14 protein-coding genes are annotated in these 13065 nt (G+C 36.1%); 5 read left to right on the top strand and 9 right to left on the bottom strand.

The window, feature by feature from the left end; all coding sequences use genetic code 11:
- Window positions 1-34 precede the first annotated feature (34 nt).
- Both FW781_RS06255 and FW781_RS06260 read right to left on the bottom strand, forming a co-directional pair.
- Window positions 35-625, bottom strand: coding sequence for an HD domain-containing protein (locus tag FW781_RS06255; RefSeq protein ID WP_149386623.1), 591 nt, complete (start codon window positions 623-625; stop codon window positions 35-37).
- 1 nt (window position 626) lies between these two features.
- Window positions 627-1325, bottom strand: coding sequence for an XAC2610-related protein (locus FW781_RS06260; protein ID WP_149386624.1), 699 nt, complete (start codon window positions 1323-1325; stop codon window positions 627-629).
- A 526-nt stretch (window positions 1326-1851) separates the two neighbouring features.
- On the opposite strand from FW781_RS06260, the gene FW781_RS06265 reads away from it, so the two are divergent.
- The 5 genes from FW781_RS06265 (at window position 1852) to FW781_RS06285 (ending at window position 6413) form a co-directional block, all read left to right on the top strand.
- On the top strand, window positions 1852-2181 hold the full coding sequence (locus FW781_RS06265; protein WP_047421133.1) for a PadR family transcriptional regulator: 330 nt from the start codon (window positions 1852-1854) through the stop codon (window positions 2179-2181).
- A gap of 11 nt (window positions 2182-2192) precedes the next feature.
- Entirely contained in the window at window positions 2193-3914 is a 1722-nt protein-coding gene (locus tag FW781_RS06270; protein WP_149386625.1) for a PspC domain-containing protein, read from the top strand.
- Between the two features lie 314 nt (window positions 3915-4228).
- Window positions 4229-4816, top strand: a complete 588-nt coding sequence (locus FW781_RS06275; RefSeq protein ID WP_149386626.1) for a 1-acyl-sn-glycerol-3-phosphate acyltransferase — start codon at window positions 4229-4231, stop codon at window positions 4814-4816.
- Between the two features lie 43 nt (window positions 4817-4859).
- On the top strand, window positions 4860-5288 hold the full coding sequence (locus FW781_RS06280; protein WP_149386627.1) for a PaaI family thioesterase: 429 nt from the start codon (window positions 4860-4862) through the stop codon (window positions 5286-5288).
- Window positions 5289-5444: 156 nt separating this feature from the next.
- The gene (locus FW781_RS06285; RefSeq protein ID WP_149386628.1) at window positions 5445-6413 is read left to right on the top strand and encodes a chorismate-binding protein; all 969 of its coding nucleotides are present in this window, start codon (window positions 5445-5447) and stop codon (window positions 6411-6413) included.
- A gap of 310 nt (window positions 6414-6723) precedes the next feature.
- On the opposite strand, the gene FW781_RS06290 is transcribed toward FW781_RS06285, so the two are convergent.
- The 7 genes from FW781_RS06290 to FW781_RS06320 all read right to left on the bottom strand — a co-directional run bounded on the left by FW781_RS06290 (window position 6724) and on the right by FW781_RS06320 (window position 13047).
- Window positions 6724-6924 carry a hypothetical protein gene (locus FW781_RS06290; protein WP_149386629.1) on the bottom strand — a complete coding sequence of 67 codons (201 nt, stop codon included), beginning with the start codon at window positions 6922-6924 and terminating at the stop codon, window positions 6724-6726.
- Window positions 6925-6929: 5 nt separating this feature from the next.
- On the bottom strand, window positions 6930-7532 hold the full coding sequence (locus tag FW781_RS06295; RefSeq protein WP_047387516.1) for a MarC family protein: 603 nt from the start codon (window positions 7530-7532) through the stop codon (window positions 6930-6932).
- 44 nt (window positions 7533-7576) lie between these two features.
- Window positions 7577-9316, bottom strand: a complete 1740-nt coding sequence (locus tag FW781_RS06300) for a BatD family protein (RefSeq protein ID WP_149386630.1) — start codon at window positions 9314-9316, stop codon at window positions 7577-7579.
- Window positions 9316-10059, bottom strand: a complete 744-nt coding sequence (locus FW781_RS06305) for a tetratricopeptide repeat protein (RefSeq protein WP_149386631.1) — start codon at window positions 10057-10059, stop codon at window positions 9316-9318. Before FW781_RS06305 ends, FW781_RS06300 begins: the two co-directional genes overlap by 1 nt.
- Window positions 10060-10158: 99 nt before the next feature.
- Complete coding sequence (locus FW781_RS06310; protein ID WP_149386632.1) at window positions 10159-11166, bottom strand: vWA domain-containing protein; 1008 nt, start codon at window positions 11164-11166, stop codon at window positions 10159-10161.
- Window positions 11166-12158, bottom strand: coding sequence for a VWA domain-containing protein (locus tag FW781_RS06315; protein WP_149386633.1), 993 nt, complete (start codon window positions 12156-12158; stop codon window positions 11166-11168). Before FW781_RS06315 ends, FW781_RS06310 begins: the two co-directional genes overlap by 1 nt.
- Entirely contained in the window at window positions 12151-13047 is an 897-nt protein-coding gene (locus FW781_RS06320; RefSeq protein ID WP_149386634.1) for a BatD family protein, read from the bottom strand. The genes FW781_RS06315 and FW781_RS06320 overlap by 8 nt, the downstream gene beginning before the upstream one ends.
- Window positions 13048-13065: the final 18 nt, after the last annotated feature.

Below are 13065 nucleotides of genomic sequence, written 5' to 3' on the forward strand. Positions count from 1 at the left end.
AGGCCGCCCGAAGCTTATGATATTTTCAATAAGTTTATTTCACAACCTTTTCCGTTTTCAGGCTTCTGTTCAACAGCAGTTCAAAAGCCTCTCCCATTTCATCTGATGCTCTGCTGATGGCATTTTCAAGCATATTCCGGATTTGTTTTTCTGTTACTCCGGCTTCCGTCCAGCTTTTTCCAGAAGTATGAGAATTTAAGATAAATGGCATAATTCTGTCGATCCCACAGGCAAAAATAGCATCAGGAGTTTTCTCCTCTTCAAACTCAAGCCATAGATTGAAAAACTCTGTACGCAAAGGTTCATCCAGAATTCCGAAAATCTTTTGGGCAGATGCTTTCTCTCTATCAAACTTTCCTACCATTGCTTTTTCATCAAAAATAAAGGTGTCTCCGGCTTCTATCTCTACCAGATCATGAATAGAAAGCATTCTTATCACTCTCAACAGATCAATATCTGCACGGTTTTTAGCATATGGATAAAGAATCTGAGCCAGAATAATGATCTGCCAGGAATGCTCTGCAGTATTCTCTCTTCGGGAATCGTCAGCATTATAATTTCTTCGCTGTACATTTTTCAAGGCATCCACTGCCAGAATAAAATCAATTTCTTTCTGAATTTTCATCTTACTTTTCTCTATTATATTGTTCTGAAGGGTACACCTTTGTTTTGGTTACCCATTTATTATTGATCTTTTCTCTGGTGATCACTTTTACGCGGCCTTCTACCGTCATGTCTTCTTCTTTTTCAAAGACTTTATCAAGTCCTTTATTTGGAATAACGGCATATTCAGTGGTAAAAAAATCGCAGCAACCAGATTTTCCATAGGAGATCAGGCGTTTACGTTTCACATCCACATCAAAAATATCAAGGGAGCTGGACGCAAGATCTGTAAGCTCTTTACTCTTCACAAATGCCATTCTTGTACTGTTGAATACATAAACATCATAGGAAGCAGCGCTGTAGTTTCCCATGTTCCCGTTCCTTACCGCTATATCTTCAGTCCCGTCAAAATTAAAATCATCAATGATTACAGAATTCTGCGTATTCGTCAGCTGAATCATTTTTCCCAGTTTAGGTTTTTCAGCCTGATCTATTTCCAATACCAGATTATCCGATGCAAGAGTCTGTACCTTTGTGTTTTTACGATCAAACAGTTCTACAGTTCCTTTACCACTGCATCGGTCATCATAGCAATTCTCTACCTGGATGATTGCATCATAATTCTTTGATGCATTTTTAACCTCAAACTGATATTGTCCGAAACATGCAGGCCCCAGTAAAACAAAAGCCGGCAAATGCTTATACTTATTGAATAGATTCATGGCAATAGTAAATGATTTAGTTGGTGTTTTTTCCTAACAAAAATACGAATCATAATACCGATCTCAAAATTCCGGCCTTATTATCTGTAAGGATCTGAAACATTTTAACAGCCTTTACATAAAAGAATATTCATTGATAAGAAGCTGTTTCCCGCTATACGCTCATACTCCTCGCTCGCTCCCTGCCCCAAACCGCTGTGGGGTACCCGCTGCTATCGGGGCTATAATAATAAATAATAGGTAATAAGCAGAATGATCATTTTTGCTCTTCATTTCGTTCAGTTTCATTGAAATTGAATAACTTTTTTAATATTTCCTACCCGAATTTATTTTGATCAAAATCCACATTGAAAATTATAAAACTGATTATCAACTATTTATAATATTTATTTTAAAAATTCCACTACTTTGTATTGCATAATACCATTTTATTTACATATCTTTGTAATGTAAAATCGAAATAGGTACAACTAGCTAGGTTCCGAACTTCGAAAATTATATAACTAATTAACAAAACTTATCAAAGATGAATACCGAAAATACCAAAGCGCAAATGCGAAAAGGAATTCTGGAATTCTGTATTCTAAGTCTCATCAATAATCGCGAAATGTATGTTTCTGATCTTATTGACGAACTGAAAAAAGGAAAACTGGATGTAGTGGAAGGAACCCTCTACCCTCTTCTTACAAGACTTAAAAACGGAGAGTTTCTCTCTTACAGATGGGAAGAATCTACAGGAGGACCACCCAGAAAATATTATCAGATCACAGAAAAAGGAAAACTTTTTCTGGATGAACTTCAAAACACATGGAATGAACTGACAGCCTCAGTAAACCACATCACCCAACAAAATTAAAAAACAAAGCTATGAACAAGACACTCTCAATAGGACTCGCAGGTTTTTCTTTTACCATAGAAGAACACGCATATATAAAGCTCAGCGATTACCTGAACGCTCTAAGAAGCTCACTGGATGCTTCTGAGGCTGATGAGGTAATGCATGACATAGAAATAAGAATGGTGGAGATTTTCAAAGACTCTCTGGGAAAACGTGAAGTAATTAATGATACCGATGTAGAAAAGGTAATCGCACAGATCGGAAGCCCGGAAAAAATTGAAGAACAGGAAGAAGCTTATTTTTCTGAAAAAACATCTACCAGAAAAAATAATTCAGGAACTTATTATTCCGATAAAAAACAACTGTTCCGTGACCCTGAAAAACAAAAAATAGCAGGGGTTTGCGCAGGTTTAGCTCAATATGTAGGAATGGATATTACCGGAATGAGAGCAATCTGGCTGGGAATCTTTGTATTAGGAATTTTTACAGCTGCCATTTCATCTTCACTGATTGGTCTTTTATATGTAATCCTTTGGATCGTACTTCCAAAAGCTGAAACAGCAGCAGATTTCCTGAAAATGCAGGGAAAGCCTATGAACTTCGACAATCTTAAGAATGAGTCTAATAAATTGGTGCAGTTTGCCAATGAATCTACTCAGAGGGTCGGAGAAATATACAACGAAAACAAACCTTATATCAACAATGCAAGCAGCGGAATCTGGAATGTATTCAAGTATATCGTAGGAGGATTCTTCGTATTGATGGCAGTAAGCAGCATTATCGGGGTATTTGTATTATTCGGTCTTTTCGGAATGGATACAGACTTCCCCGGAGCGAATGAGATCCGATTCTATATGGATGATCAGGGGCTTGATAAAGTACTGGCAGCCATGATGGTAATAGGAAGCTTAATTCCGGCAATTCTTTTCAGCTTATTAAGTATCAAGATTTTCTCTCCAAAAACAAAACTGAGAAACATCGGATGGGTAGTAGGAGGTTTATTCCTTATTCTGATCGGACTGGCAACTTACTTCGGAATAAGTATGGCTAAGAAAGATATGATTTACAGAGGAAGCAAGGAAGATGTAGAGAATGTTGCAATCAATACTACTTCAGATACTGTGTATGTGGATGTAAAACAAATCAACATTCCTCAGAACTTCAAAGCATATAATAATGATATTTATTCAGATAAAAGATCTGTGTATGAAGAAGATTATATCTCAGTAGATGTTACAAGAAAACCAGATATTAAAACACCGTATCTGATCATCAAGAAAGAAGGAAAAGGTTATAATTTCCCAATCCAGCTGACCGTTCCTGTAGAAGTTGTAAACAATAAAATACTACTTCCAAACTATATCAAATATCCATATGAGCACAGATTCAGAGACTATAGTCTGGAGTATGAACTTGTAGTTCCGCAAAAAGCAGTGGTTATTTCAATGAACCAAAACCATATCCATATGGATGGTGACTTAGATGGAGATGGAATCAATGACAACGAACAGGACAACGACGAAGATAACAACGGGGTTAGAATTGAAAAAAATAAAATCACGGTAAACGGTTCCAGCATCGAATACAACTCTGATGATCAGGACAGTATCATCGTAAACGGTAAAAAAGTTCCGAATAACCAGGCAAAGAAAGTAATTGATTCCGCAGTGTCCAATATCAAAAAGTCAAATAAAGATATGGACATCAAAATCAAAGACGGAAAAAACGAAATTTCCATACAAACTAAATAATTAACTTCAGAGAGTGGTAGAAGGTGTGAGTGGATGGCAACCGTTTGAAATTCACACTCTTCTTCTCTCAGAAAAGTAAAAATAAAACTCTATTTAGTTCTTTATGTGAAAAAAAAGTTTTAATTTCGTAGAGCTAAAATTTAATAACCAACCAACCAAAAACACAGCCTTATCATGATACAATTTGCAATGGAATTCGTAATGAAAATCGTAGATTTAATTAGCGGTTTGTTTTAAGAGCGATAATATTTCAATATATTTGTAAAGTATAACCAAAGTTTGGTTATACTTTTTTGTTTTTAATTCAAGAATCTATGAAAAAGCTGATAGGCAAAGCAATGTTAAAAATATTAGGCTGGAAGGTCGTTCTGCAGGGCGATGTCAACAGCCTGAACAGGTGTATCCTAGTGGTAGCACCTCACACCCATAATATGGAATACATTTTAGGAAATTTCGCCTATTGGTCCCTGGAAAAACCTTTAAAAATCATCATTAAAGATGCCCACACCAAAGCCTGGTACGGAAGTATCGTAAAAGGTCTTGGAGGTATTGGTATAGACAGAACCCAGAAAAATGATCTGGTGAATTTTGTTGCCAACCAGTTTTCTAAAGAAGATTTCAGTCTTGTTATTACCCCGGAAGGAACAAGAAGCTGGGTTCCGAAATGGAGAAAAGGATTCTATCACATGGCGTTGGCAGCAAAAGTGCCTATCGTACTGGCTGCAGGTGATTTCAAAAGAAATATTGTTTACCTGGGTTATACAATTCCATATGAAAGAATAGCATCTGTTCCTTTTTCAGAAATCATGCAGGAAATTCAGGACTATTACGTCAAGAACGACATTGTTCCTAAAGTCCCTGAAAACTGGAACCCTAATATTATGGGAACCGGAACTGAATAGAAGCAAGAAGCAAAATTAATCATCATTTATCAATTATAAAAAAATGAAAGGTCAGACAAAAGAAGAAATATTAGCATTCATCAATAACTGGGGAGATGTAACACTTGCCAAAACCCTTGAAATAAAATTCATCGATATTGATCTTGAAAATGAAACCCTTACCGCCACTATGCCTGTTCTTCCAAGAACACACCAGCCATTTGGAATCATGCACGGAGGAGCAAGCTGTGTTCTGGCTGAAACGTTAGGGTCAAGCCTGTCTAATATTTTTATTGATGGTGAAAAATATTACGGAGTAGGAACCAATATCAATTCCAATCATTTAAGAAGCAAAAAGGATGGAATTGTAACGGCTACCGCACGTTTTATCAGAAAAGGAAAATCCATGCATGTTTCTGAAATTGAAATCCGTGATGAAAAAGGAGTTTTGATCAATCATACGACCATGACGAATAATATCATTAACAGATAAGTTGCCACAACATAAAAAATAAAGAGCTTAAAATAAATTTAAGCTCTTTTTATTTTGACATCTTTAAGACTAATAATACCTTTGCAGAAAGGAAAATCACCATGGGAACTTCCTGGATTATTTCTCATTAATGATTTTCAAAATCCTTCATAACTCATGATTTATTTCAAACTTCCTTTTGACGAAAGACTTCTGTCTGCAGATGAAAAAAACACAAAAAATGCAGTCAATTTTCACTCCTACAATAGTTTAGACCGGATCAGCTTCAACGGAGACATTTTTGAAATAGATCCCGCTGAATTTGACCATACCTTGATCACCAGTAATGCGCTGAATGATGACCCAACAGACATTTTAGCTGAAACAAAAGAAGAATACTGTAAAACATTACACGAAGTAATTGAAGTGATCAAAGAAAATAATCTTCCAAAACTTGTTTATTCAAGAAGAAAGATCTTTACAGACTTTAAAACAATCAATTACAGAGAAAGTTTTAAAAACCTCTGCAAATCTTACCCAAATGCGTTCAGATATCTGTTTAATGACGGACAAAATGCGTGGATGGGAGCTTTCTCAGAAGTTTTAGGAAAATTCAATAAAACCACCCACGAGTTTGAAACTATGGCCCTTGCCGGAACTCTTCCGGTATCTGAGGAATGGTCTGAAAAAGAAATTGAAGAACAGAAACCTGTCACTTCTTATATTCAGGATATTCTTACAAACTATTCTGACCATGTAAAACAGTCCGAAACATATGATCATATTTCAGGCAATATTAAGCATTTAAGAACAGATTTTAAGACCAAAATAAAACCTGAAGATCTTGACCGTATTATTCAGGACCTGCACCCTACTCCTGCTGTCTGTGGCATTCCAAAAGATTTTTGTAATGAGAATATCCGCAAATACGAAAAATTCCCACGTGAGTTTTATGCCGGGTATATCAAAGTTGAAACCGAAGAAAGTATTCTGTATTTTGTAAATTTACGTTGTGCAAGGCTTTATAAAGATTCTGTACATATTTTTGTGGGGGGCGGAATTACAGCTCAAAGCAATCCGGAGAAAGAATGGACAGAAACGGAACTGAAGTCTGAAGCAATATTGAAAAACCTGGTTATTTCTTAGAGGATAAAAGGCAGCGTAATACCTTTATTATATTTAACCACAGATTTTCACAGATATTTGCGCCTATTTTCCTTTGCTGAAAGAATACTCTTGGCAACTACTTTAAAGCTATTCACATGCGTCCTGCAAGCTTTATATTATAAGTTTTGGCTAGAGCCCGTTGAATTTCTATTTTATTTGAACTAGCCTCCTATTGATACAAAAAAACAGTATTGAAACCTAATGGCAGCCACTCCCTGCTACCCATTACCTAATAAAACAAAAACCTCCTTCAAACGAAAGAGGCTTTATATCTATATGAAATATTCAATTATTTCTTTAAACCGATTCTACTCCATGTATCCATTACAAAAAGCAGGATAAGGCCTAATGCAGCAGCTCCAGCTGAGAATACAAACCTTACATTATCTTCATCTCCTAAGATATCTGTCGCTTGCCAGTTGATCGCATAAAGATTGATGGCGATGAATACAATAAACAGTACTAAAAATACTTTATAAAACTTCTTCATGACTCTTAAAAATTAATATAATTCTGCACCAACTGGGCAAAATTTGCGGTGAATAATTTAATTGAAATTGCCAAAAGGATAATTCCGAAAACTTTCTGAAGGATCATTAAAGTAGCATCCCCAATTTTTCTCTCCAACCATTTGGCTGATTTCAGCACCAAATATACGAAAATTGTATTAAGAACAATTCCGAGGATAATATTAATATCATGAAATTCAGCTCTCAGAGACAGTGCTGTAGTTAAAGTTCCAGCTCCTGCAACCAGCGGAAATGCGATGGGTACAATAGATGCGGCCTTTGCTTCAGTTGTTTTATTGATTTCAATTCCTAAAATCATTTCCAGGGCTATGACAAAAATCACAAAAGCACCGGCAATGGCAAAAGAATTTACGTCTACTCCAATAAGCTTAAGAATCTTATTTCCTACGAAAAGGAAAACAATCATAATAGCACCGGCAGTGATTGCAGCTTTTCCGGCCTCAATCTGTCCAAACTTCTGCTGAAGACTTACTATAATGGGAACTGAGCCGATAATATCGATAACGGCAAAAAGAACCATAAAGCTGGTAACGACCTCTTTAAAAGAGAAACCATCAAAAATTTCCATCTCTTTGTAATTAAAAATTTCGCAAAAATATGAAAATAAACTGACTATTTGCTAATTTGTGAATACAAATTAACAATTGTTTTCAAAAGTTCTTCAAGTGCATCAGCAGATTTCACAGGATTGTATTTCTCCATCTGAACTCTCTGCTGCAGTTTGTTGTATTCTTCTGCCACTGAAGCACCTTTGTGTTTTTCAAGAAAAGTCTTAAACTCTGCTGCAGAGGCCTGAAAATACTGACTTCTCACTTCCTGATCCAATTCCTCCAGTGTTGTAAAGAACTTTTCATACTCACCATTATCTTTAAGATTTTCCAGATAACCGAAATAATCATTGATATCTGTTTTCAGCAGTTCTCTGATCTCTTTTTCTGTTTCAGCCACTGAACCTAAAGGTTTTGACGGTATAGTTTCCCTAACTAATGTACGTTTTTTTTGCCAATTTTTAAATAACAGATAAGCAATAAATAAGCTTACCAGAATCGCAATATTAGTTAAAAGTATATCCCAATGGAATTTACTTTTTTCTTTTACTTTAAATGAAGTAGTTTTTAAAACCGGAGTATTCACCGTTTCCAGAAGGTTATTGGTATATTCATTTACTTTTTCCACTGTAGAACGGGCTTCCAGAATCTGATCATGAGAAAAGGCATTCAGATCTAATGTTTTTTGTCCCAGATCCACATACTCTTTGTTTTCAGGATCAAAGAAAGCAAATTGTTCGGTTTTAATAGAAATTATCCCGGATTTTTTTGGAATAATAACATAATTAGCCAAAACCTCTCCCTTCATTCCTGCAGTTCCCGGGGTTACTTTAGAGGTAATTTTCGGAGCAAAAACCTCATAATCAGGAGATGCCGCAATTTTAGGAAGTTCCATATCCGGTAAGTTACCTTCTCCTGAAACCTTCAAAACAACATTCAGCGGTTTTTTAGCTTCCGGCTTTTCTTTGGAAGCATTATATACGCTGACATTAAAGTTTCCGACTGCATTTTTGAAACACTCAGGTGCTCCTTCCGGAAGCTTTCTTACATTTATTTTTACCTTATTGGAAACAATCTTGGTTTTATTAGAATAGCTGCTCACAGAAGCGGATACTCCCGGAACTTCAACATATCCTGCTTCATTTGGAAATACCATAAACATGGCTAATACCTGTGAAGGCATATTTCCATATCCGGACGGATCTATTTCAGATTTTTCAAAATTAATAGGATGTACATTGATATTATCCTGCTGCGGCAGATGGATATTTTTCACCTTTCTCAGGTTATCCATATTTCTTGAGTATACCCTAAGAACAGCTACTGTAGGCTGATCCTGATAGACTTCCCGGTCATCAATCTCCATATTCAGATAGACGTCATTGGATGTGTTGGCTGCTAATGATCTTCTATCAACAATATCACGGATATTAACATCGAAAGGTTCTGTTTTGTAGATTCTGTTGTTTACCGTAACCAGAACCGAACCGATTTTTATTTTCCCTTTTTTCTTAGGTTCAAGGGCGATTCTTGATACTTTTTGAGTAATTAAAGTATTGGTAGCAGGATCAATAACGGTATTGGTAACAGATCCGCTTCCTATAATATTAAATTTTGAAAGATCCGGAAGCTGAAAACCTGTCTGTTGTACAAGGTCACTTCCGTTAAGTTCAAGAACTATGGTAAGGTTTACAATATCTTTCCCTCCATACTCGGCTTTATCAGCATCCAGAGTAAGATTTACCTGTCCGTAAGTAATTACGGATGCGAGGGTAAGCAATATGTAAATCAATTTGTGCTGCATCACCAATCTTTCTCGTTGCTTTCAGGCATCGAATAAGAATTTTTGTTTAAAATTCTTCTGGCGGTTTCTTTTTCTTTTTCATTTATTTTATCTAAGATCGCATTTTCAAGATTCTTAGGCATTCTGCCTTCATTATTCTGATTCTGCTTAGGATTATCCCCCTGGTCGCTTTTACCTTCGTTTTGCGGGCCATTTCCCTGATCCTGTTTTTTGTCTTTGTCGCCTTTCTGATCTTCACCTTTGTTCTGATCATTTCCGCCGCCGCCTTTTCCTGAGTTATTCTGCTGGTTCTTTTGTTGTTCTTTTTCTTTCTCTTTCAGTTTGGCAATCTCATAATTTTTTCTGGTTACCTCACTGTAGGGATCCTGCTTCAGAGCTTTTTTATAAAAATCAGCAGCTTTTTCCGGCTGGTTCATCTGCATATAAGCATTACCCAAATTATGAAGAGCGGCAGTCTTATCAGGAAGTGTTTGTGAAAGTTTTTCTGCTTTTTCAAACTCCGCCTTTGCCTCTTCATATTTTTTACTTTTATAAAGTGCATTCCCCATATTATAATGAGCAGTAAAATCTTTATCATTAGATTTTATTGCTTCCATATATTTTGAGGAGGCTCCGTCATAATCTTTACCGTCAAATTTCTGATTGCCTTCATGAACTAAATTTCTGTAGTTTTCCTGCCCAAACAAGAAGCCTGAGAACGAGATGGCAACAATAAACGATAAAAATATGATTTTAGTATTCATCACTTGCAAAATTATTCCTTTATATGTTAAGAAACAGAGTTTTATTTGTTAAAATTCGGTTAAAGTACTTGTAGAATTTCTTCTATAAATAGGGGAAATCTACACATTAAAATCCTTTTTCGGATTAAAAATATAAATTAAAAAGAAAAGCAGAATAGATACTCCCAGAAAATACTGATAATAATGATTGGCATTCTGAGATTTCACCATGGTTTCAGCACCTGCAGACTTTTTATTGACAGCATCAACGATTCTGTCCGGAGCTTCATTGATATTATTGCCATCGATATAAGTACCGTCTGTAGACTCTGCCATTTTCTTTAAAGCTTCAGTCTGTCTCTTTGAAATAACAGTTCCGCCGTTCACATCTGTTTTGTACCCCATCAGCTGTCCAAATACATATTCCGGAACCGGCGCTCCTTCATCTGTACCGATTCCTACAGAAGTAATACTTATCCCTTCTTTATTTGCAAGTCTTATTGCCGCATTATCATTTCCTTCGTTATCTTCACCATCACTCAGCAAGACCACCTTTCTGGATCCTTTGCTTACGTTTTTAAATTTCTCGGCTGCAGCCTGCATGCCCTTCAGGAAATCTGTTCCCTGAATCTGCATAGAATTGGTTTCAATCCCACTTATATAAGTCTCTGCAGAATTATAATCTGTTGTAAGAGGCATGATAGACATTGCATGTCCGGCAAAAATGACAATACCTACCTTATCATTATTCATTTTCTTCATCGTAGCCGTCATCAGGTTTTTAGCTTCTGTAAGGCGGCTTGGGTCTATATCCTCAGCATTCATAGAATTGGATACATCCAGCATAAAAATCACATTGTTCAGTTTCTGTGTACTTTTTACCTCCTCAGAGCCATTCAAAAGGTCAATGATGGAAAATATCAGAAACACTGTTCCCAGTAAATATAATGCAGGAAAAAATTTTGTAAATCCTGATTTCTTTTCAAATAAATTATCATGAAACTGGCTGGCTGCAAAAATTTCCCTTTTCTTATTTCTCCATTTCAAGAAACGGATCAAAAAGGAAGCTAACAGCGGCAGAAGCAACAGTAAAAATAAGTACCAATAATTTCCTAAAGACCAACTCATCAGCTTAAAATTTTATAAAAAACCCATCTCAACAATGCATCAAACACCAGCATTCCTAAAGCAATCCAAAGGAATATTTTAAAATATTCTTCATAATTGTATAGTTTGGAAACTTTCACATCGGATTTTTCCAGTTGGTTGATCTCATCGTATATTTCTTCCAGACTGCTGTTTGAGGTTGCTCTGAAATATTTTCCTCCCGTAGTCTGTGCAATTTCTTTCAAGGTATTTTCATCAATGGTCACTTCGGTTTCCGTAAAGATAAGATCTCCAAAGATGTCCTGAGATGTAGGCATCAGAGCATACCCATTGGTACCGATTCCGATTGCATATACCTTTATATTATTATTTTTTGCCAGCTCAGCAGCAACCTGTGGAGGAATAGCATTCTGAATATTGCTTACCCCATCTGTCATCAGGATGACCACTTTACTTTTGGCTTTGCTTTTAACCAAATGATTCACTGCAACAGAAAGACCTTCTCCGATAGCCGTACCGGGTTCAAGACCTGCAGAATTCAGGTTTTTAATTTCATCAACCACCACCTGATGATCTGAAGTAACCGGAACCTTGGTAAAGGCTTCTGCAGCATATGCTACCACTCCAATCCTGTCATTGGGACGTTTCTGAACAAATTTTACCGCAATATCTTTCAATGCTGTGATTCTGTCTGGATTCAAGTCTTTTGCAAGCATACTTAAAGAAACGTCAATGGACAGCATAATATCGACTCCTTTCGTATCATCCCTATCCTGCGAAATCGTAAACGTTCTCGGTCTTGCCATGGCAACAATCAAAGCAGAAAGAATAATATACTTTGAAATTTTCAGTAAAAAAAGTACGCCCTGAATTCCATCGCTATGGTCCATATTTTTTATGGTAGGCACTTTTATCCCTTTTCTTTTCCGTTTTCCGGCATCTTTAATAAAAAGTGGGATAAACAGCAAAAAAAGCAATAAGAACCACGGACTGTAAAACTCAAAATTAAACATCCTTTCTTAGGTTTTCAAATTCTAAATCTTTGGAAGATCTTTTCACAAAATCTCTGATATTGGCAAAATCGGTCTCCATTGTATTCTGATCAGGGAAGGTTTTGGCAAATTTCACCAGATCTCCCCTCAGGAATACATCCTCTATTATTTTTTCGTTGTCCTGCGAAATTGTATTATTCTTTTTCATGACCTCAATAAGGTCATCCGTAAGAAGAACATCTGCGGGAAGGTGATATTGTTTTGTAATGAATGTTCTGGAAATATCAATGAGTTCAACATAGAACGAACGGAAGTTTCCTCCTTCAATATATTTTTTCTTTTTAAGAGAATCAAGTTCTTTCAAAGTCTGATTGGTAGCCATTACCGGAGAACTTTTGGATTTTCTTCCCCATTTTACAATCATAATAATTGCAATGATTATAGCAATAGCTGCAAGTGCTGCCAGAATATAAAACTTATAAAGCTCCCAATAATCCTGAGGTTCAAGCTTCACCTGCTTATTACTCATGATATCATTGATCTGATCTGCTTTTTGAGCTGTATTGATGACATCTATTTCATAAGGAATGGTTTTAAGTACTTTATCTCCTACTTTGAATTCCAGTTCCGGAATAGTAAATTTTCCTTCATCAAAAACAGCAAATTCAATCTTCCTTTCATAGGAATTGGCCGTCTGCCCGATACTGTCTTTGGTTTCTTCAAAGTGAAAAGGGAGCAGCTCGTTTTTCGGAGCAGAAATGACCTGCTGCTCATTAAGGTTGTCAATCTTTATGGTAATATGATTGGTTTCTCCAAGGGCCAGGGTTTTCTTTTCTACGTTAGAGGATAATATCTGTGAAAAAGCATTCGCACAGATCAGAAAAGATAATATTAAAAGTATTTTTCTCAATGTTAAAATAATAAAGGC

The sequence above is a fragment of the Chryseobacterium panacisoli genome, assembly GCF_008274625.1.
In the GTDB taxonomy this organism is placed as follows: domain Bacteria; phylum Bacteroidota; class Bacteroidia; order Flavobacteriales; family Weeksellaceae; genus Chryseobacterium; species Chryseobacterium panacisoli.